At 51.9% G+C, this 23,665-nt stretch carries 22 protein-coding genes; 7 read left to right on the forward strand and 15 right to left on the reverse strand.

Annotated features, from left to right (window positions below):
* Positions 1-775 precede the first annotated feature (775 nt).
* Both BM025_RS08865 and BM025_RS08870 read left to right on the forward strand, forming a co-directional pair.
* Positions 776-1,951 (forward strand): AMP-binding protein, encoded by a 1,176-nt coding sequence (locus BM025_RS08865; protein ID WP_170842163.1) that lies wholly within the window; start codon positions 776-778, stop codon positions 1,949-1,951.
* The gene (locus tag BM025_RS08870) at positions 1,948-3,054 is read left to right on the forward strand and encodes a thiolase family protein (protein WP_085848413.1); all 1,107 of its coding nucleotides are present in this window, start codon (positions 1,948-1,950) and stop codon (positions 3,052-3,054) included. The genes BM025_RS08865 and BM025_RS08870 overlap by 4 nt, the downstream gene beginning before the upstream one ends.
* A gap of 34 nt (positions 3,055-3,088) precedes the next feature.
* Here the strand turns inward: BM025_RS08870 and BM025_RS08875 are convergent, their stop codons facing one another.
* The 7 genes from BM025_RS08875 to nadA are packed head-to-tail and all read right to left on the reverse strand — an operon-like array spanning position 3,089 to position 9,249.
* Positions 3,089-3,772: a nitroreductase gene (locus tag BM025_RS08875; RefSeq protein WP_085848412.1), complete on the reverse strand. Its 684-nt coding sequence runs from the start codon at positions 3,770-3,772 to the stop codon at positions 3,089-3,091.
* Positions 3,769-4,314 (reverse strand): biotin transporter BioY, encoded by a 546-nt coding sequence (locus BM025_RS08880; protein WP_085848411.1) that lies wholly within the window; start codon positions 4,312-4,314, stop codon positions 3,769-3,771. Before BM025_RS08880 ends, BM025_RS08875 begins: the two co-directional genes overlap by 4 nt.
* Positions 4,315-4,335: 21 nt before the next feature.
* Positions 4,336-4,935 (reverse strand): energy-coupling factor transporter transmembrane component T family protein, encoded by a 600-nt coding sequence (locus BM025_RS08885; RefSeq protein ID WP_085848410.1) that lies wholly within the window; start codon positions 4,933-4,935, stop codon positions 4,336-4,338.
* The gene (locus BM025_RS08890; protein ID WP_244515589.1) at positions 4,910-5,740 is read right to left on the reverse strand and encodes an energy-coupling factor ABC transporter ATP-binding protein; all 831 of its coding nucleotides are present in this window, start codon (positions 5,738-5,740) and stop codon (positions 4,910-4,912) included. Before BM025_RS08890 ends, BM025_RS08885 begins: the two co-directional genes overlap by 26 nt.
* A gap of 37 nt (positions 5,741-5,777) precedes the next feature.
* The gene (gene nadC / locus BM025_RS08895) at positions 5,778-6,626 is read right to left on the reverse strand and encodes a carboxylating nicotinate-nucleotide diphosphorylase (RefSeq protein ID WP_085848409.1); all 849 of its coding nucleotides are present in this window, start codon (positions 6,624-6,626) and stop codon (positions 5,778-5,780) included.
* The gene (locus tag BM025_RS08900) at positions 6,623-8,200 is read right to left on the reverse strand and encodes an L-aspartate oxidase (RefSeq protein WP_085848408.1); all 1,578 of its coding nucleotides are present in this window, start codon (positions 8,198-8,200) and stop codon (positions 6,623-6,625) included. Before BM025_RS08900 ends, nadC begins: the two co-directional genes overlap by 4 nt.
* Positions 8,201-8,208: 8 nt before the next feature.
* The gene (gene nadA, locus BM025_RS08905; RefSeq protein WP_370738057.1) at positions 8,209-9,249 is read right to left on the reverse strand and encodes a quinolinate synthase NadA; all 1,041 of its coding nucleotides are present in this window, start codon (positions 9,247-9,249) and stop codon (positions 8,209-8,211) included.
* 213 nt (positions 9,250-9,462) lie between these two features.
* On the opposite strand from nadA, the gene BM025_RS08910 reads away from it, so the two are divergent.
* Positions 9,463-10,554 (forward strand): AbrB family transcriptional regulator, encoded by a 1,092-nt coding sequence (locus BM025_RS08910; RefSeq protein ID WP_085848407.1) that lies wholly within the window; start codon positions 9,463-9,465, stop codon positions 10,552-10,554.
* 10 nt (positions 10,555-10,564) lie between these two features.
* Here BM025_RS08910 and aroQ read toward each other — a convergent pair whose 3' ends face one another.
* Genes aroQ through BM025_RS08930 form a run of 4 tightly spaced genes read right to left on the reverse strand, consistent with a single transcriptional unit; the run spans position 10,565 to position 13,701 of the window.
* Positions 10,565-11,002 carry a type II 3-dehydroquinate dehydratase gene (aroQ, locus tag BM025_RS08915; protein WP_085848406.1) on the reverse strand — a complete coding sequence of 146 codons (438 nt, stop codon included), beginning with the start codon at positions 11,000-11,002 and terminating at the stop codon, positions 10,565-10,567.
* A gap of 42 nt (positions 11,003-11,044) precedes the next feature.
* Positions 11,045-11,752 carry a GntR family transcriptional regulator gene (locus tag BM025_RS08920; protein WP_085848405.1) on the reverse strand — a complete coding sequence of 236 codons (708 nt, stop codon included), beginning with the start codon at positions 11,750-11,752 and terminating at the stop codon, positions 11,045-11,047.
* A gap of 30 nt (positions 11,753-11,782) precedes the next feature.
* Positions 11,783-12,688 carry a hypothetical protein gene (locus BM025_RS08925; RefSeq protein WP_085848404.1) on the reverse strand — a complete coding sequence of 302 codons (906 nt, stop codon included), beginning with the start codon at positions 12,686-12,688 and terminating at the stop codon, positions 11,783-11,785.
* Positions 12,688-13,701 (reverse strand): glycosyltransferase family 32 protein, encoded by a 1,014-nt coding sequence (locus tag BM025_RS08930; RefSeq protein WP_085848403.1) that lies wholly within the window; start codon positions 13,699-13,701, stop codon positions 12,688-12,690. The genes BM025_RS08925 and BM025_RS08930 overlap by 1 nt, the downstream gene beginning before the upstream one ends.
* A 260-nt stretch (positions 13,702-13,961) precedes the next feature.
* On the opposite strand from BM025_RS08930, the gene BM025_RS08935 reads away from it, so the two are divergent.
* From BM025_RS08935 to BM025_RS08945, 3 genes are read left to right on the forward strand one after another with little or no spacing between them, the layout of a single operon-like run.
* The gene (locus BM025_RS08935) at positions 13,962-14,969 is read left to right on the forward strand and encodes a glycosyltransferase family 2 protein (RefSeq protein ID WP_244515575.1); all 1,008 of its coding nucleotides are present in this window, start codon (positions 13,962-13,964) and stop codon (positions 14,967-14,969) included.
* Positions 14,962-17,190: a glycosyltransferase family 2 protein gene (locus tag BM025_RS08940; protein ID WP_085848402.1), complete on the forward strand. Its 2,229-nt coding sequence runs from the start codon at positions 14,962-14,964 to the stop codon at positions 17,188-17,190. The genes BM025_RS08935 and BM025_RS08940 overlap by 8 nt, the downstream gene beginning before the upstream one ends.
* 51 nt (positions 17,191-17,241) lie before the next feature.
* Positions 17,242-18,141, forward strand: a complete 900-nt coding sequence (locus tag BM025_RS08945; protein WP_085848401.1) for a hypothetical protein — start codon at positions 17,242-17,244, stop codon at positions 18,139-18,141.
* A gap of 74 nt (positions 18,142-18,215) precedes the next feature.
* Here the strand turns inward: BM025_RS08945 and rpe are convergent, their stop codons facing one another.
* The 4 genes from rpe to BM025_RS08965 form a co-directional block, all read right to left on the reverse strand.
* The gene (gene rpe, locus BM025_RS08950) at positions 18,216-18,917 is read right to left on the reverse strand and encodes a ribulose-phosphate 3-epimerase (RefSeq protein ID WP_085848400.1); all 702 of its coding nucleotides are present in this window, start codon (positions 18,915-18,917) and stop codon (positions 18,216-18,218) included.
* Positions 18,918-18,994: 77 nt separating this feature from the next.
* Positions 18,995-19,639, reverse strand: a complete 645-nt coding sequence (locus tag BM025_RS08955; protein WP_085848399.1) for a DUF1523 family protein — start codon at positions 19,637-19,639, stop codon at positions 18,995-18,997.
* Positions 19,640-19,650: 11 nt separating this feature from the next.
* The gene (locus BM025_RS08960; protein WP_085848398.1) at positions 19,651-19,917 is read right to left on the reverse strand and encodes a hypothetical protein; all 267 of its coding nucleotides are present in this window, start codon (positions 19,915-19,917) and stop codon (positions 19,651-19,653) included.
* Positions 19,918-20,084: 167 nt separating this feature from the next.
* A complete protein-coding gene (locus BM025_RS08965) occupies positions 20,085-21,299 on the reverse strand; it encodes an aminotransferase-like domain-containing protein (RefSeq protein WP_085848397.1) in 1,215 nt (404 codons plus the stop codon).
* A gap of 159 nt (positions 21,300-21,458) precedes the next feature.
* Here BM025_RS08965 and BM025_RS08970 point away from each other — a divergent pair, with 159 nt between their 5' ends.
* A complete protein-coding gene (locus BM025_RS08970) occupies positions 21,459-23,624 on the forward strand; it encodes an esterase-like activity of phytase family protein (RefSeq protein ID WP_085848396.1) in 2,166 nt (721 codons plus the stop codon).
* Positions 23,625-23,665 lie beyond the last annotated feature (41 nt).

Here is a 23,665-nt window from a genome sequence, read left to right on the forward strand (position 1 = left end):
ACACCCTATAATCGATCCACAACAAGTTGCTTCTCTAAGAGCGCGATATACAGACGTTCGATCCATCGAATGAACCAAACCGCCCACATATCTCTTCAGTAATTATCAATGTCAAAGAGCGCTAAATCAACAAAAGCCAACCTAGACAGAGCCAAAAATAAAACCGATGCGCTAAATCTCTCCAGCGCGCCCGCTTAACTTAAACCTCTGATTTTCCTAAACTTCCCAGCTTCTCAGCCGCTCCGTCCGTCCCCTCAGCAACCTCGTCGCTTCCGGTAAGGGGGGTTCTAAGGTTACCAACACAAAGCCGCAAGACCTTTTTATGGTTTAATATTCATTAATCGAAAAAATTCGATTAACACATTAATATCATTATATTTATTTCAAGGCCCAGCTTCATATTACTGTCACAAGGCATAGATTTCGAGACATTCGGAGCGCCGCGAGAGGTGAATCGGGCGTCATATCCCCCTGTGCCACAGCAAACAGCACTCAAATGCGAGTCGGGTTGAGGTGAATCGCCGGATAAACTCACACATCCCCCGATAAAAGAGAATCGAACTTAGGCTTTGAACTCTAGGCAGACAGAAATGCTCTTCATAATCACGGTCTATGTCGGTCAAAAAACACCTACATATATATGTAGCCCCAAACACGCACAGACACCGTGGCAACGGCGCCTTGAAACAGACCAATCCCAACTGCTTTCTAAATTTGCTTGCCCTTGCCAGTCTGCTATCAAGACCTCTCAGTCTGAATGCACGCTTGGGATAGTATGCCACACCACTCGTATCAATTTTCATGGTCGCCCAAATGTGGTCTGTGCCCCAGCACAGCGTCGGCGCAATTACACTATGACGCGGTTTGCGAATTGCGCGCTGCAATCACTGCGGGGCACTCAATCAACTTGCGACGCGGGCATCCGATTGCACTGAAAGATGGCAAGGCCCAGTTGTTGTGTGAAACGGCAGGCAGCACGGGTACGCCTAAGGTGATCGTACGCAGCCAAAGATCATGGATCGCAAGCTTTGATACCAATCGCGAGATGTTTGGCATCACCCCAGATGACTGTGTGGCGGTGTTTGGTGCGCTCGTGCATTCATTGGCGCTCTATGGCGTGGTCGAGGCCGCGCACATTGGGGCAGATATTTGCATGCTGGCAGACCTGCGCCCCAACACGCAATGCGATCAACTGATCCGAAACGGCGTTACAATTTTGTACCTCACCCCAACACAGCTGCGGCTATTATGTGCCACGCAGACCCTTATGCCCAATGTGCGCCAGATCATCGTTGGCGGCGGCATTGTACATGACAGCTTACGGCATGAGACCCAAAAGAGCTTTCCAAACGCGGCGCTGACGCAATTCTATGGCGCCTCGGAAACCAGTTTCATCACCCTCGCGAATGATACAACCCCTATGGGTTCGGTCGGCGCGCCCTACCCGCATGTGACACTAGAACTCAGAACACAGGATCAAATCCGCTCTGCATGCGCTGGAGAGATTTGGGTGAAAAGCCCCTATCTGTTTGCCGGCTACGCCCAAGGCGATGGCCGCGATACGCAGATCAAAGACGGTTTTGTCACCATCGGTGAATTTGGCCGCATGGACGACGATGGCAATCTGTTTTTGCTGGGCCGCAAAAGCCGCATGGTCACGATCGCCGATCAAAACGTTTTTCCCGAAGACATTGAACGCTATATTGCGGACAGGTTTCTGCCCAAAGATGTGGTTGTCATGGCAGAACCTGATCCGTTGCGCGGGCATCGTTTGATAGCAATCGTGCAAGGCAGCACCGAAACCGAAGATACCATGTTGCAGGCCTGCCGCGCCCATCTCGGCCCTTTGAAATCTCCGCGTCGCGTGGTGTTTATCGAACACCTGCCCTTGCTGCCGTCTGGCAAGCCCAATCTCATCGCCCTGAAACACTGGCTGGACACACAAGAATGACATGCTCTTATATCATCGCCGCCAAACGCAGTGCCGTGGTGCCTCGTGGCGGAGCCTTTGCCGCATTGGCCCTGCATGACATCGCATCCCCTGTGGTCCTCGATTGCTTGGCTGCGGCAAGTATTGCGCCGGAACAGGTCGACGAAGTCATTGCGGGCAACGCACTGGGTGCTGGTGGTAACCCCGCGCGCCATATCGCATTGGCCGCGGGGCTATCAGAACAGGTCGGCGGGCTGACGATTGATCGGCAATGTTGCGGCGGACTGGATGCGCTAAATTTGGCGGATGCGATGATCCGTGCAGGACAAGCCAAAATCATCATCGCAGGGGGCGTTGAAAGCTATTCACGCGCACCACTCAGAGCTGAAACATTTGCCGACGGACGCCCCGCACGCAGCTACACACAAGCGCGATTTACCCCTTGGCCAGACCGCGACCCAGCCATGCAAGACGCCGCCGCACGCTTGGCGCTCCAGCTGGGCATTTCACGCGCAGACCAAGATGCATGGGCGATCTTAAGCCATCACAAAGCACGCTTGGCGCAACACCGATTGTCGCAAGAAATCACCTCTATAAATGAACAAACATCTGATCCATTCACCCGTAATTTAACGCCAGCACTCGCGGCACGGGCCAAGCCACTGTCTGACACAATTACGGCAGCGAACACCTGTGTTGCTGCCGATGGGGCCGCGTTTTGCCTTGTCGTGTCCGAAGACATCGCAGCGCACTATAAAGGACCAAAAGCACGCATAATCTCAGGGTGCACAGTGGGTGGCACGCCTGACATGCCCGGTTTGGCCCCCGTCGCTGCGATCAAGAAGGTGCTCGGGATGGCACGGATCACGCCAGACCAATTGACTGTATCTGAAATTATGGAAGCTTATGCCGTGCAGGCCATCGCTTGCATCCAAGGGGCGAACTTACGCGAAGATACGATCAATATTGGCGGGGGCTCTTTGGCGCGCGGACATCCGATTGGCGCGTCTGGTGCCATCAATGCTGTGCGATTGTTTCACGAGATCACTCAGCACGGCGGGCATGGGTTGGCTGCGATTGCCGCCGCTGGTGGACTTGGGACAGCCCTGCTTTTGCACGCATAGCCAATTCGGCCAACCCAGTGTCAATGTGGCCAATCTAGTCGGCCTGAAAACCACGGAAACTCGCAAAGGTTTCCAAAGCATCGCGCTGGGTGCGAAATTTATTCACAGGGGCGTTCGTGTCTTCACGTCCCAAAGCAACACCGCAAACCACCAATTCATCTGGCGCCAGTTTCAAAGCTCTGTGTACAACGGGGCCAAAATTGGCGATTGCGCCGATGCCGGTCGTACCGTAGCCCAAATCCTCAGCCGCCAAGAATAACGCCATCAAAGACATGCCCAAGTCCATGAAACAGCCTTTGCCCATGTCTTTGTGGATGGTGACAACGATGCCAACAGGTGCATCGAAAAAGCGGTAGTTTTTGTCGAACTGTGTGCGGCGCCCCGCAAGATCGCGGCGTTCAAGACCCAGCGCTTGATACAATGCAAACCCAGCGGCTCGCTGTTTTGCCTTAAGCGTGGCGGGCATGGGATTTGGGAAATAGGAATATTCTGACGTGATCGGCTGAGTGTACGCCGCGGCGGTCAAAGCCTGCGACACATCCGCAAGCGGTGCCCCTGTCAAAGCATAAAATCGCCCCGGCTGTAAATTGGCACCGCTGGGCGCACATCGCGCGGCTGTCAAAATCCGTGCCACATCACTGCGTGGCACGGACGCCTTCAGATAGTGGCGCACAGATTTGCGCGATCTTAGAGCGTCTATGATCGCGCCATCTGTCATACGCGGGACAAAACGCTTTTCGGACGCGCTTTATACAAAGCAACTGTCACAGCACCAGCCACGATGGCTTTGATCAAATCACCTGGAATAAATGCCGTGACCAACATTGTGGCCTCAGGAATGGTTTTGTTCAGCGTGTACGACATGCCGATCACGCCAAAGATATAGACAACAATGATGCCCCCCACGACCGAAGCAATCGCAGCCGTGACGCCCAACGAGGCAAAGCGCAGCTTTTCAACCATCAGGCCTGTCACAAACGCGCCCAAAGGCCAGCCGATCAAAAAGCCCACAGTTGGTGATGCAAACACCCCAAGACCGCCGCGCCCGCCAGCCAACAAAGGCAAGCCGAGGGCAATCAACAGCAAGAACAACAACGTGGCCAAAGTCCCACGCTTGGCGCCCAAGACAGTGCCACACAGCATAACGCCTAGAGTTTGTGCCGTAATTGGCACGCCAAAACCAAGCGTGAATTTCGGGATCAACCCAAGGGCTGCAATTAGCGCTGCAAAGAGAGCTATCAGTGTCAAATTACGTTCCATCGTGCGTCCTTATATGTCTCGTTATTCTAACCCGCCGCGTGCCTTTATGGCATCCGCAACGTATTCTGCATCATCAAGTGCCAACACGGCAAAGGGCACGACAATGCGCCAATTGGGCCGTTTGTGCGCCCGAGCACGCCACGCATAAGACAGGTACGTGCCCTTTTGCGCTAGGACTGGTGTAAAGCGCACCACCAACGCGATGCCAAGTTCTAATTGCATTGTCCGCACGCCGATACGGCGCAACGGGGCGGCAAGATACCGGACCACATCTATCATATCTGAAAGTTTTGTCGTGAGCGTCACCAGATTGGCCAAGGCCACGGCGCTAAGCAAACGCAGTGCGATAACGCTGCCCATCTCAAGATCGCGCGTCACAGCATGCCAGATCAAAACGATCGCAACAAAAGGCCACAGCACCCGAAGCCTGCGCAAACCAAAGCGTAAAAACGTTGTGCCCGCCATGGCATAAATTCCTAGCGTCATGGCAAAAATAGCCATATGCGCCCATAGGCTTGTCAGCGCGAACAAAACCATCGTCGCGGCACACAGTCCCAAAAGCTTTGGCCCAGCCCGCCAGCCGTGCGCACGAGTTTCAATCGGTGAATTGAGCGAGATCATCGGCCTCTCCAATTCTTTCCATCTCACCGATGAAGGCTGGCAAAACTGCCTCTGCGGAGCCTTGCATACGCAAAGCCCCCTCATCAATCCACAAGACACGGTCGTAAGATTTCAGATGCTCAGGGTCGTGCGAAATGTGAATAATAGCGGAATCGATTTTAGTGAAAGCCCGCGCAAGCTGCATCTTTGTTGGCAGGTCCAGACCGGAAAATGGTTCGTCCAAGATCACAATTTTGGGGCGCATCGCCAAAATAGACATCAAGCACACCAGTTGCTTTTGGCCTTGCGAAAGTTGATGCACCGCCGCTTTGGCCCAATGCGCGCGATCAAAATCTACCAGAGTTTTGCGCACCAAATCTGCGGCGTCTTTTTTACTGTGACCTTGCTGCAAAAGCCCAAAGGCGATTTCTTCTTCCACCGTTGGGAAAATGATTTGATGATCTGGATTTTGAAACAATATTCCGACCGTATTGATCGCTGCTTTGCGGTTTTTGGCGGGATCAATTCCACCGATTTCAACATGCCCCGATGTGACCGCAACCAACCCAGAAAGCACACGGGCCAGCGTTGTTTTTCCCGAACCATTGCGCCCGACAATACCAATACGCCGTGCGTTTTCTCGCACGGTCACATCGCGCAAAATAACCTTGTTGTCTTGCGTGAGGCACACATTTTGCAGCGCAAAGGTGACTTGGTTTTGGGTCTCGTTGATCATATTTTTGTACAAAGCAGCATTGATCGAAATGAGCAACTCCGTTTTACGCGGGCCACCGCCAAATTTGATCAGATCAGGCTTTGAAACCATCAAGTGACGTCATATATCCAAGCGCTTTGCGTCAGTGTTAAAAGTCGAGCCCAAGATCCACCGTGCGCGCGGAATGCGTCAGAGCGCCCGATGAAATATAGTCGATACCCGTTGCGGAAATCGATGCGATGCGGTCAAGCGTGACGTTGCCGCTGGCTTCGGTTTTCATGCGACCATCGACCATGGCCACAGCTTTGCGCAACATGTCGTTATCCATGTTATCCAGCAAGACAACGCTGGCTCCACCGACTTCAAGAACCTCAGCCAATTGATCCAGACGGTCCACTTCAATCTCGACCGCCATCATATGACTGGCATGGGCTTTGGCGGCTTCTAAAACCTGACGCACACCGCCTGCTGCGGCGATATGATTGTCTTTGATCATGATGGCATCGGACAAAGAATAGCGGTGATTGAACCCGCCGCCGTGCAACACGGCCAGCTTTTCGACAAGGCGCATATTGGGCGTGGTTTTACGCGTACAGGTCACGCGTGCTTTGGTGCCTTTGGTCTGAGCTACGAACCCAGCCGTTTTGGTGGCAATCCCAGTCAGGCGCCCCGCATAGTTCAACGCAACACGTTCCGCGGACAAAATTGACGCGGCAGAGCCCTTGATCGTCATCAAGCTATCGCCTTTTTTGCAAGGCTGACCATCGGCAATCAGCACCGCAACCTCAAGGCTTGGATCGACCAAACGAAATGCCAAAGCCGCAACCTGCAGACCAGACACAATCGCGTCTTCGCGGGCGTTGATATGGGCGTCATACGTGGTATTTGCAGGGATCACAGCACGGGTCGTGACATCGCCATAACTACCTAAATCCTCAAGCAACGCGTTGCGTACCATTGGTTCTAAAATGAGATCGGGAACTGTAGAAAAGCTCATGCAGCATCCTTTGCAATTTGGGCACGCAGCGCCAATGCCTCGGACAAAAGCACAGTCGAACGCTTGCCTTTGCCTGGAAATGTATCGGGGAAATCAGAGCGCTCGTGCGCCCCCCGGCTTTCTTCGCGCAGCAAAGCGCAAACGGCAATCATCGTGGCCGTGGCGCACATGTTTAGAAACGATGGGCTGTCCGCATGAGCCGTTTCCAACCCATCAAGAATGCACAGCGCTTGCTTCAAACCATCCGCCGAGCGCACAACTCCGACCAGCGAAGTCATCGTTTGGCGTAGGGTCATCACCGCATCGGGATCAGGGGCGACACCGCCAGTTTCAAACTGAATATTCAAGGGCGTGTTTGGCGTATTTGTCACAATGGCGGGCACATCAGCATTGATGCCCTCGGCACAAATGCGCGCGTAAACCAGCGCCTCAAGCAAGCCATTTGACGCCAAACGGTTCGCCCCGTGCAGACCGGTCGAAGACGCTTCTCCGCAAACCCAAAGCCCATCAAGGCTCGCGCGCCCATCGGTGTCAGTGGCAATCCCGCCCATGTGATAATGCGCAGCTGCGGCCACGGGGATCGGATCAACAGCTGGGTCAATTCCATTACGTGCGCAAGCCTCTGCCACGGCAGGGAATTGCGTTTTCACATGCGCACCCAGCGCCTGACGAGTGTCAAGCATAGGCCGCAAGCCACTTTGCGTTTGCGAAAAGATGGCACGCGCAACGACATCTCGCGGCGCAAGTTCGGCATCTGGATGAATGGCTTGCATAAATCGCTCACCATTTTTGTTGATCAAAATAGCGCCTTCGCCGCGCAACGCTTCGGTCGCCAAGGGGGCAGGATCTTCGCCCACGTCCATTGCGGTTGGGTGGAATTGCACGAATTCTGCATCCGTAATTACAGCACCAGCACGGGCGGCCATACCAATGACTTGACCGCGAATGCGTGGGGGATTTGTGGTCAGCGCATAGAGCCCGCCAGAACCGCCACCCGCCAATAAATACGCAGCGCCGCGCAGCATAATCGGGGCTGATCGACTGACATCAGAATCTTGGATTGCGATACCTGTGACTTTTCCGTCGCTTGTATCCAACCCCACGGCCATCGTGCCCTCAAGCACTTGGATAGAGGGCGTGTCGCGCACTTGTTCGATCAGCGCTTTCATGATTTCTGCGCCAGCTTGGTCGCCTTTGACGCGCACAACGCGGGCAAAACTATGAGCTGCCTCACGCGACAAAACGTAACCGCCATCATCCGTGCGATCAAAGGGCGCGCCCAAACGGGTGAGATCCAAAATGTAATCGCGCGCGTGGCGTGTCACCAGATCAGCGACCTTAGGGTCCACTGTGCCAGCGCCCGCTTTGACTGTGTCGGCAGCGTGATTTTTGGGATCGTCTTTTTCATCCATCGCGGCAGCAACGCCACCTTGGGCCCAAGCAGAACTTGCCCCCTCGCCCAATACCTCGGGTGAGATCATCACAACAGGCCGAGGGGCCAATTTAAGTGCAGCGTAAAGCGCGCCAAGGCCCGCGCCAACAATGACAATTCGGTCTGTTGTGATCTCTTTCATGGTTTACTTTACAACCCCAGTTCGCGGGACAAATCGATCATCCGCGTCACAGACAGTTTGGCTTTCTCAGCCATATCGGGATCAATTTCGACTTGGCCTTCCATGGTGTGCAATGCGTACAGGATTTTCTCAAGTGTGATTTTTTTCATATATGGACAGGCATTGCATGGCTTGGCGAATTCCACCTCGGGCAATTCATCTGCGATATTCGCAGCCATCGAGCATTCGGTGATCAGCATCGCTTTTGCGGGTTTATTGTCATGCACCCACTTAATGATACCACTGGTGGAGCCTGTAAAATCGGCCTCTGCCACGACTTCGGGTGTACATTCAGGGTGCGCGATAATTTTAACTTCGGGATCATTTTCGCGGTAAGCGCGCAAATCATCAGCTTTGTAAAGCTCGTGCACGATGCAAGACCCCGGCCAAAAGACGACCTTTTTCTTAGACAGGTTCGCCACATTTTGCGCCAAGAATTGATCCGGCGTCATGATGACTGTATCGCTTTCCATCGCATCAACGATTTGCACAGCGTTCGAAGACGTACAACAAATGTCTGACGCGGCTTTCACTTCGGCGGTGGTGTTGACGTAAGACACCACTGGAGCGCCGGGGTATTTGGCGCGCATTTCTTCGACGCCCTCTGCCGTGATGCTTTCGGCCAAAGAACAACCAGCGTCCATGTCAGGCATCAAAACGATTTTATCGGGGCTGAGAATTTTGGATGTCTCAGCCATAAAATGTACACCAGCTTGGACGATCACATCGGCTTCAACTTCGGTGGCTCTGATTGCCAATTGCAAGCTATCCCCGACAAAATCAGACACGCCATGGAAGATTTCGGGCGTCATGTAGTTGTGACCCAAGATCACCGCATTGCGTTTGACCTTTAATTCATTGATTGCTTTGACATAGGGCGCATAAATGGCCCAATCCACTGGCGATACAACGCGGGACATTTTATCATAGATGTCTTGCATAGACGCCGCCAATTCTGGCGAGGGAGCAAGATCATAGTGATCAGCGAGAACAGTTTTAACCTTGGGCATATCGAGCACTGGGACAGTCTCCGTTGATGGCAGTTCGTCCTTAAATAAGGTGTTTTCAATCGGAAGCCCACTCTTAAAGGGCATTTTGTTCAAGAGTGTCACAAAGGCACTCAAGGGCATGACAAATACCGCCAAACGGCTACCCCCGCACGCAAGAAAATCCACGCTTTGTTTGCCCCTTTTTACTCGCATTTTTAAAGAGTTGGCGTATAAATGCCGCAAAAAGAGCGTGGTCACTTTGTGAATATTCCCATCCGCATCCCGCAAAAAACGCCTCAAACGACTTTGGCTTTGGCTATAGGCACAGCTGGCGGTGCCAGCTTTTGGGCGCTCAACCTGCCTTTGCCTTGGATGCTTGGGTCCATGTTGGCCTGTTTTTGTGCCGCTCTTGTCAAAGCCCCTGTGCACGCCCCCAGTGCGCTGCGACCCTATGTCATTCCTATCATTGGTGTGATGCTTGGGTCAGGATTTGACACTCAAACTTTTTCTCACTTGCTTGAATGGGCACTCTCGCTGGCTGGCTTAATTGCCTATATCGCCATTGCCGCTGCTGTGGTTGTGCCATTTTACATCAAAGTAGGGCGTCTTGATCCCGTGACCGCATTTTTTGCCGCGATGCCGGGTGGTCTGAATGAAATGACAGTGATCGGCGGAGAACTGGGCGGGGACGAAAAGCGGATCATCCTATCGCACGCAGCACGTATCGTCGTGTCTGTGTCTTTAATCGCTGTCTATTTCAGGTTGGTTTTGGGATATGACGTGTCGAACACAAGCTTGCCAAATGGTATTGATGCCACTCTTAGCCTCAAAAATGGCGCTATTTTACTGGGTTGTGCCGTCATGGGCGTCTTTATGGGGAATGCTTTAAAACTGCCTGCCGCCAACTTACTGGGGCCACTGATCCTATCGGCCGGCGCACATATGACTGGCCTCACACACTCGGCCCCGCCCCCTATTTTGGTGACGTTTTCGCAGGTCATTTTGGGCACCATGATGGGGTGCCGCTTTATGGGCGCCAAACCCCGACTGATCATTGAAACTCTCGCACTCAGTGCTGGCGCGACGACTGTGATGCTTGGCATCTCTTTGATTTTTGCCGTCACGCTGCACAGTCTTTTTGGTCAGACAACCGAACAAGTTCTACTGGCCTATGCACCAGGCGGATTGACTGAAATGTCGTTGGTCGCCATCGCGATGGATGCAGATGTTGCCTATATTGCACTGCACCATCTGGCACGCATCGTCATTTTGGTCGCCATTGCCCCCACTATTTTGGCACGGTTGGCGCAGTATTTAAAACACTGACGCCGCAGCCCTAGGCCAAAACGACAGCCATGCGGCGCAATGCCAATTCATATCCTTGCACTCCAAATCCAGCCATCACACCGTCAGCGCGCAGCGAGACATAGGAATGGTGGCGAAAGGATTCGCGCTTGTGCACGTTGGAAATATGCACTTCAAACACAGGGCCCTCAAACGCATTAAGCGCATCCAAAATAGCCACTGAAGTGTGCGTGTAAGCCCCGGGATTGATGATGATGCCCGCCGCCTGTTCGCGTGCTTCATGGATCATTTCAATGATGCCACCTTCGAAATTGGACTGTTTCAGTTCAATGGTCAGCCCCAAATCCGCCCCTAAGGCGGCACAGTTGGCAGCAACATCATCAAGCGTGTCATACCCATAAATCTCAGGCTGGCGTTTGCCTAAAAGATTCAAATTTGGTCCATTTATAATAAATACCTTTTGGGTCATGTAGCGCCTCATATTGTTTCAGGCCACAAGCGGCCCACGCCTTTATGGCGCGAGAGCAAGCTGTTCGGCAAGAGCGGTAATTTCAGTGTCAAAATGAGACCGCAAAGCAAGGCACGCGGCTTGCTCATTGCCCGACAAAACATTGGATGCAATTTTGGCATGCACACGCCAAGCGTTTAAATATGAGGTGGATGACGGCGCAAGCTGACGACGGTAGCGATCTTGCAAGTCGTGCAAGTTCATACAAAACGCAATCAACATCGGCATGTCGCAGCCACAAACCAAAGCCTGATGAAACTCAGTGTGTGCGATGGACCACTTTTCTTCAAAGTGCGGGATGGTTTCGTCGCGCGAAATGGAATGAAATTCGACCGCACATGATCTCACCTTTTCGATCCAATCAGATCCACCATGCGCCATAGATTCGCGCAAAGCAAAGATGTCGACCTCCCGGCGCAGTCGTCCGATTTCGTTAATTTCGCTAAGCGTGAGGGGCGCAATTGTTGAACCACGTTGATCTTGAGTTTTGACCAACCCATCCACAGCGAGACGTGTCACAGCTTCACGCAAAGGCGAAAGCGATACCCCATACTGATCGCGCAACCTATCCAAATTGACTTTCTGGCCCGGCTTTAGGTCACCACGTAAAATCGTAGCACGCAAACGCGCGGTCAGGTCACTCGCCCGTGTCGTTTTTCCACCAGGCGTGACTGAACAACGCCGGATGTATGCTTTGTAATTATCTAACATCAATACTCTATTTTACCCAACGACGTGGCATCACGCGCTCATTTTTTGCAGCGCTGTCGTCAGAGCCTTTCTAAATTTGGGTCCACCACGCCGCGCCAGAACTGCCTTGCAATAGCGTGCAATCATCCAAGGGCGTCCGTCTTTTTGCAGCCTGTCTAACATTTCACGCTGAAATCTTGGTTCTTCACGACGCGCTCTCAACATTTTGTAAAATGCTGGCTCAGTCAATGTTCCCGCAATGGATTGCTCAACAATTGGCTTTAAAATACCGAGTTTGATCCACATAGATGCAATTCGATGCCCAAAATACCGACAGCGCAACTTTACAACGTTGTCACCGCGAAATAACGCAGCATGCATTGCATCCAACGGTGCCAATGGATCGTAGAATACGAATACCTTTTCTGCCGTTTTTATCATGTCTGGTGCATATCCATAGGCGTTTGAAAAATCACGCCTCCACGCCTTATGATAGCGCGTTTCCCAACTGGCATCTGTCCGTGACAATGTAGCTTGGGGCGAAATAGCAACCACAATCGCCCCCGGACAAGCCGCCGAAAATGCCGCTGCAGCGTAGCCCCCCATTGAGGCACCGTAAAACACCACCCGCTCAAAACCATCGAAAAACCCGTCTGATTTCAGTCGATCAAAAAAGGCATAAACATCTTCGTCGCGATACCACGTCCAATCATGTGCCATCAGTCCAAGCATCGACCATCCGCGTTTAGTAACGAAATCATAGCCCCATGGCATCTTGTCTGCGCCACCTTCAAAAACGTGATCCAGATTTTCAAAGGTGACAATCAAAGTGCTGCCACGCTTGATATGCAGCGCTGTGTGTAGTTCACCAAGCTCTTGGTAAAAGCCTTCTGCCGCGCCAAGCGTGCGCATCGCATCGCGCCAGTCCGCCTTTTCACTCGTATCAGCGACATCCATCACGCGTCACTCTCAGCGCCAAACAAACTGGCCGCGTTTTCAGAGATCGTGTCGCGACACTGTTTGACGAATTGTTTCTCGACCAAAAAATCACGACACAACTTGTCCATCGACGCATCGCCTTTGAGCGCAGCAAGGCCAATTTTAGCTTGGAACTTAGGATCATCCACAGGTGATTTGGCATTGGGTTTTTTAGGCGCAATGGGCGCTTTGGCGGGATCAATACCGTGCTTTGCCAAAAGACCGTGCATAAAAGAGCCACGGCGTGGCACGTTGTTTTCTTTTTCTTCAAGACGTGGCTTCATCCGGCGGGCCCAAAAATGGACGCCACGGGTGTCATCTGTAAAGCGCTCTTCGACATTAAAGCGACTTTGAATCATGTGATTGCGGTCAGGAAAGCTCACGGGATAAAAGGCGGGTTCGGGCAGCGCGTGTTCAATTTCGCCAGTGGCAATCAAGAAATGCGTCACTGACGCAGGCCCTGTGAACCCCCAATTTTGCGCTGTGATGTGAACAGGACGCCCCGCGTCCCGCTCGGCCTCAAGTTCACGGATCTGCCAGTCTTTAAGCCAAGGCGCTATGGCGTATTCATCTTTGAAAAAATCAAGCAGCGCGTCTAATGTTTTGCTGTCACGCGGCAATCCCAAAACGGCATTGCACACAAGCCCCTCTTTTTCCCAACCATAAACATAAGGCGAGGTGTAATCAAAAGGACGATAGCAATACATATCCGCATCGACCCAAATCTTGTCCGTCTGCTTTAGCAAATTGAGCCGCCACATATCCGCATGGATCGCAGGGCTGCCAGTGCGCGCATGGCGCAACATCGGCTCACCGGGATAGATGTCTTCCGCATCAGCGGTCTGCACGCCCTCGGGCACATTTGGGATCGGTTCATAGGAATACAGCGTTGTGTGATGGCCCGCGTCTGCAAAGCTTTTAAGACACAATTGTTCAAGCCAACTAAGACGCCCGCCAATCCACAATGACGCAATTTCGGGAAGTTCTGACATAACCTGTATCCTCGGGCGCACACTGCCCTTTTACCTATCTTTACGTAAGCATATCACCATAAACCATGACTGCTTTAAGGGTAAATCTTAACCATACGGCCCCCATCCGTCCAGCACCCATGGCACCACTCAAACCGTGCAAAAATGTGCCGAAACCTTGACTTTAGCATGTTGATATGAAAGCAATTTAGGAAAGATTGTCAGACATAAAGTTTGAATAAAGCCGCGCATCGGTCGCAGGTAGGTCCGGGGTAATTGGTTTGAACACAGTTGGGATCACATGCATCCGCGACGAAGGGCCTTGGGTGCTCGATTGGATCGCACATCACTTGGCGGCTGGCTTTGACCACTTCTTGATCGCATCACACGACTGTACAGATGGCACAGATACGCTGTTGAATGCGCTCTCTGCTGCGGGGATTGTAACACATATCCCGTTCTCACCTGACAAAAGTGCCTCGGTGCAATGGCAGGCAATGAAACTATTGAGCCGACACAAGCATTACAAAACAGCTGATATTGCCTTGTTTTTTGATGTAGATGAATATCTCGTTCTGGATGGTTTGCAGATAAGTGATCTCGTGGGCGATGCTGACGCTGTGCCACTGCGTTGGCATCTGTTTGGCCACAGTGGGCACAGCACATGGGACGATAGCCCTGTTACGAAACGCTTCACCCATGCCGCGCCAGATGGCATTTCACTGCCACTCGCGCATTTTTTCAAAACCCTGCACAGACCATCCGCATTTCGCGAGTTGGGCATCCATCGCCCCAAAGGCAAAGATGCCACTTGGGTCAGTGCTTCGGGGCAACATTTACCCCCCGCATTCGCAGCGCAGCAATCGCGGATCAATCTATTTGGTGTCCCCCATCACGATGAGCGCGCATGGCTTAATCATTATTCCGTGCGTTCCATCGAAGAATTCATTTTGAAATCTGCGCGGGGTCTGCCTAACCACACGGAAAAACGGGTCAAGACAGGGTATTGGGCCGAACGAAATTTCAACACGGTCCAAGATTTGCGCATTCAACCGATGACTTCTGCAGCACAATCCGCGCGGCAAAGCCTTGATGCGTTTAACACCTTACATGAAGCCTGCGTGACACATCATCGTGCGGCTCTTACTGCGCTTAAAGCCAAAAAACCTGTGGTTGACTTGATTTGGCAGCTTGAACTTTTAGCAGGATCAACGCCGCCCACACGGTCTCAACTGAATGCCCATATCGGGCGGCTGAAACCCCTTGCCTCTGAGGATCAAAATGGCTGAACTCATCACGCGCCGCATCGAGGCGAAAACCTTTGGCAACATTACACTTTTAGATGCTGTCTATGCGCCAAGCGATACGGTCGATCTGTTTTTTGATCATACAAGCTTTCTAGCAAGCTCTATCGCAACAGACATTTTTGACGATGGAAAATTTCAAACCGTTGGCAATGCACCTTGGATCGTTGGTACGCCCAAATCAGCGGTGATCACCGCGACTTTGGCCGGACAAGACCGCCACATCACCCCGTGCCAGCCAGAACCCGATCTGATGGCAGGACGCAATGTGGCCTTGGCCACGCGCAATGGCGAAACGGCAGCTACAGTGCTTGAATGGCTCGCCTTTCACGTTCAACACCAACAGCTTACAGGCGCTGTGATTCTGAATCGCGCTGCGCCAAATACTGACCTCGACTTTTACACCGACCTAAACGATGGCTTAGCCGCAATGCAGGTGGATTTGACTGTCGTTGTGGTCGACGCAACAGTCCCATTGGGCAATCGTACATCCCCATCAGAAAGTCACCCTTTTGCGACCCCCGATGCGCCGGGGAAAGACCGCATGGCCATCCCAAATCCTGATCCATGGGGATCGCCGTTGGCGGATGTATTGATCTATGAAATTTTGCGCCGCCGATATTTAGAAAATGCACGCGGCGTGGCGAACATAGAGGTATACGACCTAATCCCGCGCACTGGTGACAAGACCGTGTTCGATCTGGCGCAAAGCACGCAAAATGGCGTTGTGCAACTGGCGGGCAGTCAATGCTACCCGTGGCGCGCGCGAGATTATGATGCTGTACGCTTTGCTGATCATATCTGCGTCCAGTTTGACGAAAAAAAGAAACGCGGGCGGTGGTGCGTGGCCCCAGCCGAACTGCCCGATGGCGCCGTGTTCCGGTTGATCCGTGTTGGTGGCGCTGAAGCCAAGGTGAGCTATCCGTTCTTTCGCTATATGGGCCTGCGCCATGTGGCTAAAACTGTATCAAAGATTGTCCCCAAAGCGTCTCTCATTGAGAATGCGCAACTGATTGAAATGTCCAACAAAGAATGGGGCTACAAGCCGATTTTCATGCCGACCGAAGACGTAATAAAACCACCGCGAGGTGATAATTCGGTGGCCATTGTGACCTGTATGAAAAACGAAGGTCCGTTCATTTTGGAATGGATCGCTTATCACCGCGCCATAGGGGTTGAGGGATTTTTAGTCTACACCAATGATTGCACCGACGGCACTGATACGCTTTTGGAATTGCTGCAACAAAAAGGCTATGTGCAGCACCGCAACAATGCGTTTCATGGTACGGGGCTAAAACCGCAACACCATGCGCTGCAACAGGCCGAAACCGAAGATATTTACACCAATTCCGATTGGGCGATCTCCATGGATGTCGATGAATTTATCGATATTAAAACGGGCAACGGAACCATGACAGCGCTGTTTGATGCCCTGCCTGATGCCAATTTGATTTCGTGCACGTGGCGGTTGTTTGGCAACAATGACATGCATGAATATGCAGACAAATTTCTGCTGGATCAATTTACCAATTGCGCGCCTGAGTTTGCCAACAAACCGCACCAAGCGTGGGGATTCAAAACTCTCTTCAAAAACATCGGTCTGTTCAAAAAGTTGGGCGTGCATCGCCCCAAAGGGTTGAAGCCACAAATCTGGGACAAAATTCGCTGGTACAATGGGTCAGGCAAACCAATGCCGCGCGAAGAATACCGCAACGCATGGCGATCTAACGCAGAGACATACGGTTATGATTTGGTCCAGCTCAACCACTATGCCGTGCGCTCTGCCGAAAGTTTTCTGGTCAAACGGGATCGCGGGCGTGTGAACCATGTCGATCGCGATCAGGGCTTGGCGTATTGGTTCCGCATGAACAACAATTACGTCGAAGAACGCTCAATCCAGCGTATGATCCCCAAGCTGCAAATCGAATACGATAAGATGTTGTCTGACCCAGATATCGCTGCCCAACATGCGGCCTGTGTCACAGCACATCGCGAGAAAATTGACGCTCTGCGTACCACGGAAAACTATTCTAAGTTTTACGGCGAACTCACAGGGGCGCGCATGGAAAAGCTAGCACGGATGCATCATCACTTTGGCGCGAATGTCTTTTTGATGGGGCCAGGGTCTGTACCTGACACGATAATCGAAGCAGATCACGATGAAAAATTCTTCTTCACTGTTGAGCGCGGGGAAACTGCGCACTAAAATAGGCGTGACACATGTCACTCATCACAGGTACCAAAGTTAGGTCGTATTATGCGGATATCTCTTCACATCGGCGCACATTACACACGCACGCCACGCCTTATTGGTACACTGAAATCAAATGCACGCGCCTTTGGACGGTTGAAGATTTTATCTCCAGATCCAGATAATTACCGCCCAGTTCTGACTGCAGCATTGAAGCGTCTTGATGGTTTGCCACCGATCCGTGAGGAAGAAGACGCCATTTTGGCCGAAATTCTGCAAGACAACACCGCAACCCAACATCTGATTATGGTCAATGAAAATTGGGCGGGCGGGCGCAACATGATGTTTCAAGGCGGACAGCTTTATACGGACATTGGCCCTACGGTGTCACGCATTGTCGAATTGTTTTCACAGCATGATGTGCAGATCTCAATGGCAATTAGAAATCCTGCATTTTTGATAAGCTCGGCCCTGACATCCTCAGCATCCCCACTGTCATTGAAATGGTTTTTAGACGCAAACGACCCGATGAATTTATCATGGGTGAGCCCCGTAAATGATCTACAAAAAGCGATGCCCAACGTGCCTATCACCATGTGGTGCGAAGAAGACACGCCGCTCATTTGGCCTCGTATTATACGTCAAATCGCAGGCATGGCCGAAGACGCCCCCATTCGCAGTACCTTGGCCGCAGTGGCCGAGGCGCTTCAACCCGAAGGGACAACGCGGCTCAGAGCCTTTTTGCGCAATCATTCTTTGTCCACGCCGCAACAGCATGAACGAGCTGTGCTGGCATTTTTAGACAAATATGCGAATGAAACCATCACAAACACAACCTGCGACGTGCCCGGATGGACGGCGCAAACCGTGCATGATATGTCTTTGAATTATGAAGATGACATTGCTGAGCTTTCGCAGCGCGAAGGAGTGAATTTCATTCTTCCCGTGACCCAAGACGCCCAGTAATCTGAGGCCTTGGATCGTCAGAAAAAAAGCCAGAAAGCCGACTTTTTCCCAAAGAAAACCACAGCCACTAGATGCTAAAGTGCGCCTTTTGTTGCCGCGCGGATCGCTGCAATGTTGTCCCCATATGGGGCAGGATTGCGCACTGACCCACCTTTAAACACGGCAGATCCAGCGACCAAAACATCAGCCCCTGCAGCGGTCACAAGTGGCGCTGTGGTTGGATCAACGCCACCATCAATTTCGATATGAATCGGGCGATCCCCAATCATACTGCGCAATGTACGAACTTTTTCGATCTGTGACTGAATGAATTTCTGCCCACCAAATCCAGGGTTTACAGTCATAATACACACCAGATCGACCATATCTAAAAGAGAGCCAATGCCTTCAACCGGCGTACCGGGGTTGAGCGCGAGCCCTGCTTTGGCACCAGCCCCCCGAATGGCTTGCAGTGTACGGTGAATGTGCGGGCCAGCTTCCAAATGCGCTGTGATGAAATCAGCGCCGGCCTCGGCAAAGGCATCGATATACGGATCGACAGGAGCGATCATCAAATGCACATCCATGATCGTTTTAATATGCGGGCGTATCGCTTTGCACATGTCCGGCCCAAAGGTGATATTTGGCACAAAGTGACCATCCATCACATCAACATGAATCCAGTCCGCGCCTTGGGCTTCGACGGCTTCGATCTCTTGACCGAAATTTGCGAAATCGGCAGCCAAGATAGATGGCGCAATCTTGATGGATCGATCAAAAGAAGATGGATTTGACATGATGTCCTCTTTGGTTTTGGTGTGCTGTTCGGGCTGTATTGGGTTCGACACTGGCTGTCATGCGGTACGTCTCAGCGCTATTTCCGCAGATTGGAAAACCATCCTTTGACACCGCGGGCTTTGCTGCGCGCGCTATCGGCAAAGGCGTCGGCCTTGTCATCCACCGCATCCCATGCCTCGCCAGCATCTTCGACCAGTGGATCAATAGTGCGTTCGCGAAATTGCACCCACATGCGCCAGATCAACAAAAGTACGATGGCGAAAAAGGTCAAGATGATGATGTTTACCCATGGCACGACTTTGGCGTCAGCGCCGGACACAGGCTTGATCGCGATGGCATTGGGGAAAATCGACAACACCTCGTTGCGCCATCCGTAATGAGTGATCGAATACCATTCTGGATTGGCTTTGTTAGAAACCGCGTCAGACGCTTCTGTGTACAAGCTTGAGGTGTCGAACTTGAAATAAGGCGGCCAGCCCCAGCCTGTGTCCTCGTTGCGGTATTCCATGGTTTTGCCGTTGGTTTTCACAGTTTGGATAAACTGCACATCACGCGTGGGTTCACCGGATGACCAAAACATAGCCCTATTGCTGGCAATAATAGTGCGTTCTGTATTGGTGCCAACCACGCGCACGATATCATGCTGCGGCAATGTATAGTGAACAAAACTGCCCACTATAAGCACGATCAAAGCGATCAAGGTCCATTTCACATAGCGCATCTTTTGCAGCCTCACATAAAGTTCATCATATAGAAAACCACGCAAAACGTGATCAACGGCAAGATATAAACCCCAAGTAACAGTTTGGGGCGAATGGACTGGGCATAGTCCTTCATGCCCTGCTCTACATAATCATCGCGTATGCCATTTGAACCCATCTCTTCCCATTCTTTTTCCAACCGCTCGCGGGTCAATGAACGCACATAAACGCTCAACAGCCCGTACAAAACAGTCAGGCCGACTAAGCCTATTAGAAAGAATTTTAGAAACCCAAGCATTGTGGCCCACACCGTGATGCGCTGGCGTAAAGCCAGCTTTTGCCATAGGATATCCGTTCAGACATCAAAGCACGAGGGGCTAGTACAATTATTCTACCTGCGTGTCATTTCGCCCGTGCTGGCCGATAAAACCCCTTTGCCGCATTTCAAACCCGCCATTTCACACCCTATTGCAGGAACGCTTTGCGCATGACCTCTGCCAATCGCGCAATACCTAAGTCGATCTTTGCCTCGTCAGACATAGAAAAGTTCAAGCGTATCGTGTTTGTCGTCGCCCCATCTGCATAAAACGCAGAGCCCGGCACAAAGGCCACCCGCGCGTCCAACGCTTTTTCCAGCAGATCACGCCCATCGACTGATTTAGGCAAAGTCACCCAAACGAACATGCCCCCTTGGGGTTTTGTCCATGTCACGCCATCAGGCATGTGTTTGTCCAAAGCCGCGAGCATGGCCGCAAGTCGCGCACCATAAACGCCCCGAAGGGTTTCAACATGAGACGCGAATACAGAGCGTGCCACATGATTGACCGCAATCTGATTGATCGTCGCGGTTTGCAAGTCGGCAGCTTGTTTCAGCAAGACCATCTGAGCAATCACAGGTTTCGCCGCAACAACCCAGCCCACCCGCAAACCGGGCGCCAAAGTTTTGGAAAACGAACCACAATAGATCGTGCGGCACGCCTCAAGAGTGCCTTTTTGCGCAAATTCTAATGCAAGAAGTGAGGGCACATCATCGCCAGCATAGCGCAAAGCCTGATATGCGCCGTCTTCAATCACAGCACAATCCAAAGCATCTGCCTGCGCCAAAACCGCCAAACGTTCAGTGCGGCTTAAAGTTTTCCCTGTGGGATTGGCAAAATCAGGTGACAGATATGAAAACTTCACACATCCACCTGCGGCACGCGCCGCATTTTGAATTTCATCAGGCGTTCGATTTTCACCAGCGTTCAACCGATCAAAGCGCGGCTCATAGGCGTTGAATGCCCCCAAAGCGCCTAAATATGTCGGCCACTCGACCAACGCGGTGTCGTCTTTATCAAGATAGAGTTTCCCCAAGTAATCAAGCGCTTGCTGTGACCCTGCCGTAATGATGATGTTATCTATATCGCAGGTCACACCCAGCGTTTGCATATAGTCTGCAATCCATGTGCGCAGCGGACCGTAACCCTCTGACGCCGCATATTGCAGCGATGTCCCCGCTGATGTCTCATCCAGCGCAAGGCTCATCGCTTTGGCAAAGGCATCGCGTGGGAAATGCGCAGGATCGGGAATACCGCCCGCAAAAGAAATGATATCAGGCTGATCCAATAGCTTAAGAAGCTCTCGGATTTCCGATGCTTTCATTGCTTTGGTGCGTTGTGCAAAAAGATCACTATGGGCCATGTGCCTCTCCCTTGAATTGGGACAGGAGTGCATCATTTACACTTTTATGTCAACTATGCTGACATAATTTTCAATTCACAAATCTGAAACAAAAACTTTGCGCTCCTGTTAACATTTAAGCGCACACCCCACCCATATTTTGGACAAGGGGATCCTCAAATGAAATCGAATTTGCTATTTGCAGCCTCCAGCCTCGCGCTCATCGCAGGCGCGGCGCAGGCTGACATGACATTCAACCGCATCGCATCCTTCGAAACCGTGACCAACATGGCCGCTGGCGAAGACACGGCGCGCGAGACATCCGCAGAAATCATCGCAGCGTCAGCTGACGGCATGACGTTGATCTACACGGATAGCCCTTTGAAATCTGTCGGCCTTGTGGACATTACAGATGCCAAAAACCCACAGCCTTTGGGGAATATCGCTTTGGATGGTGAACCGACCTCAGTTGCGGTTGCTGGGCACTTGGCTTTTATCGGCGTGAACACATCCGCAGATTACATCAACACCTCTGGTGATCTGGTCGTAATTGATATGAACACCAAATCCATTGTTTCCAGCTGCCCCCTTGGTGGCCAGCCTGACAGTATTGCGATTGCCAAAGACGGGTCGTTCTTGTCCGTTGCCATCGAAAACGAGCGTGACGAAGACTTGGGCGATGGCCGCACAGGTCAGATGCCAGCAGGCTTTCTTGTGATGGTTTCCGTCACAGACGGCGCGCTAGATTGTGCCACGACCAAAACCGTCGATGTGACAGGTTTGGCCGAAATCTCTCCTGAAGATCCAGAACCCGAATTCGTCGATATCAACGAAAACGGCGAAACGGTTATGACTATGCAGGAAAATAACCACATCGTCATCGTGTCCAAAAACGGCGAGATTTTGAATGATTTCTCTGCGGGTACCGTAGACTTGACCGAAATCGATACCATTGATGAACGTGCGGCCCTGACATTTACAGGCAGTCAAACAGATCGCAAACGCGAACCTGATGCGGTCAAATGGATTGATGCAGATCACTTTGCCATCGCCAACGAAGGCGACATGGACGGCGGCTCACGCGGCTGGACGATCATGAACAAAGATGGGTCCGTCACATATGAAGCGGGCAACACATTTGAACATGCTGTGATCCAAGCAGGTCACTACCCTGACAAACGTTCCGATGCCAAAGGCGCAGAGCCAGAATCAATCGAAACGGGCGTCTTTGACGGCATACCTTATGTGTTTGTTGGCGCAGAACGGGCATCACTTGTGGGTGTCTACAACGTGTCCAATCCAGCTGCGCCAGTGCTGGAACAGGTCCTGCCTTCAGGTATCGCGCCAGAAGGCTTTGTTGCGTTGCCTGCTCGCAATCTGCTGGTGTCAGCCAACGAAGCTGATTTGATCGAAGACGGCGGCGTGCGTGCCCATGTCATGGTGTTTGAACGCAGCGATGCGCCAGCACAATACCCAACACTAACCTCTGCGGGTGCAGATGAATTGATCGGCTGGGGTGCAATTTCCGGCATGGTTGGCGATGCTGACGTGGCCGGAAAACTCTACGCCGTGAACGACAGCTTTTATGGTTACCAACCAACGATCTTTACCATCGATGCGACGCAAACTCCTGCGAAAATCACCGATGCTTTGCGCGTCACACGTGGCGGTCACATTGCCCAAAAGCTGGACATGGAAGGCATCACGCTTGACGGAAAAGGCGGATTTTGGATTGCTTCCGAAGGTCGCACAGACCGTGTGATCCCACACGCGCTGTACAACGTGAACGCCAAAGGCGAGATCGAAACAGAGATCGCTTTGCCTGCAGAATTGCTTGCCGTTGAAAAACGTTTTGGGTTTGAAGGTATCACTAAAGTTGGCGACACGCTTTGGATGCCCGTTCAACGCGAATGGAAAGATGATCCGAAGAACACAGTGAAACTTGTATCTTACAACATCGAAACCCAAGAATGGGGTGCCGTGCGCTATGAAAAAGCCGAGCCAGAAAACGGTTGGGTTGGATTGTCTGAAATCGTTGCATCAGGTGATTATTTCTATGTCGTAGAGCGCGACAACCAAATCGGATCAAATGCGATCATCAAAAAAATATACCGTATCCCAGCGGCAGATATGGTGCCTGCACCTCTTGGTGGTGATCTGCCTGTTGTGTCCAAAGAAGAGGTCCGTGACTTGGTTCCCGACCTCAAATCTTTCGGCGGGTATGTTGTTGATAAAGTCGAAGGCCTTGCTATCGATGCTGCAGGTGAAATGTTCGTATCCACCGACAATGACGGCGTAGATGACAGCTCTGGCGAGACATTCTTTTGGTCCATCGGCAAGATGTAATCTGGCTTTTACAGCCCTTAAAACAAAAAACGCCCGGAGAA

Origin of the sequence: Pacificibacter marinus, from assembly GCF_900109555.1 — a bacterium.
GTDB lineage: Bacteria > Pseudomonadota > Alphaproteobacteria > Rhodobacterales > Rhodobacteraceae > Celeribacter > Celeribacter marinus_C.

Coding starts and splice junctions, on each gene's coding strand:
- BM025_RS08865 (WP_170842163.1), top strand. CDS start 776: ATGCCACACCACTCGTATCAATTTTCATGGTCGCCCAAATGTGGTCTG.
- BM025_RS08870 (WP_085848413.1), top strand. CDS start 1,948: ATGACATGCTCTTATATCATCGCCGCCAAACGCAGTGCCGTGGTGCCT.
- BM025_RS08875 (WP_085848412.1), bottom strand. CDS start 3,772: ATGACAGATGGCGCGATCATAGACGCTCTAAGATCGCGCAAATCTGTG.
- BM025_RS08880 (WP_085848411.1), bottom strand. CDS start 4,314: ATGGAACGTAATTTGACACTGATAGCTCTCTTTGCAGCGCTAATTGCA.
- BM025_RS08885 (WP_085848410.1), bottom strand. CDS start 4,935: ATGATCTCGCTCAATTCACCGATTGAAACTCGTGCGCACGGCTGGCGG.
- BM025_RS08890 (WP_244515589.1), bottom strand. CDS start 5,740: ATGGTTTCAAAGCCTGATCTGATCAAATTTGGCGGTGGCCCGCGTAAA.
- nadC (WP_085848409.1), bottom strand. CDS start 6,626: ATGAGCTTTTCTACAGTTCCCGATCTCATTTTAGAACCAATGGTACGC.
- BM025_RS08900 (WP_085848408.1), bottom strand. CDS start 8,200: ATGAAAGAGATCACAACAGACCGAATTGTCATTGTTGGCGCGGGCCTT.
- nadA (WP_370738057.1), bottom strand. CDS start 9,249: ATGCCCAAGGTTAAAACTGTTCTCGCTGATCACTATGATCTTGCTCCC.
- BM025_RS08910 (WP_085848407.1), top strand. CDS start 9,463: ATGCCGCAAAAAGAGCGTGGTCACTTTGTGAATATTCCCATCCGCATC.
- aroQ (WP_085848406.1), bottom strand. CDS start 11,002: ATGACCCAAAAGGTATTTATTATAAATGGACCAAATTTGAATCTTTTA.
- BM025_RS08920 (WP_085848405.1), bottom strand. CDS start 11,752: ATGTTAGATAATTACAAAGCATACATCCGGCGTTGTTCAGTCACGCCT.
- BM025_RS08925 (WP_085848404.1), bottom strand. CDS start 12,688: ATGGATGTCGCTGATACGAGTGAAAAGGCGGACTGGCGCGATGCGATG.
- BM025_RS08930 (WP_085848403.1), bottom strand. CDS start 13,701: ATGTCAGAACTTCCCGAAATTGCGTCATTGTGGATTGGCGGGCGTCTT.
- BM025_RS08940 (WP_085848402.1), top strand. CDS start 14,962: ATGGCTGAACTCATCACGCGCCGCATCGAGGCGAAAACCTTTGGCAAC.
- BM025_RS08945 (WP_085848401.1), top strand. CDS start 17,242: ATGCGGATATCTCTTCACATCGGCGCACATTACACACGCACGCCACGC.
- rpe (WP_085848400.1), bottom strand. CDS start 18,917: ATGTCAAATCCATCTTCTTTTGATCGATCCATCAAGATTGCGCCATCT.
- BM025_RS08955 (WP_085848399.1), bottom strand. CDS start 19,639: ATGCGCTATGTGAAATGGACCTTGATCGCTTTGATCGTGCTTATAGTG.
- BM025_RS08960 (WP_085848398.1), bottom strand. CDS start 19,917: ATGCTTGGGTTTCTAAAATTCTTTCTAATAGGCTTAGTCGGCCTGACT.
- BM025_RS08965 (WP_085848397.1), bottom strand. CDS start 21,299: ATGGCCCATAGTGATCTTTTTGCACAACGCACCAAAGCAATGAAAGCA.
- BM025_RS08970 (WP_085848396.1), top strand. CDS start 21,459: ATGAAATCGAATTTGCTATTTGCAGCCTCCAGCCTCGCGCTCATCGCA.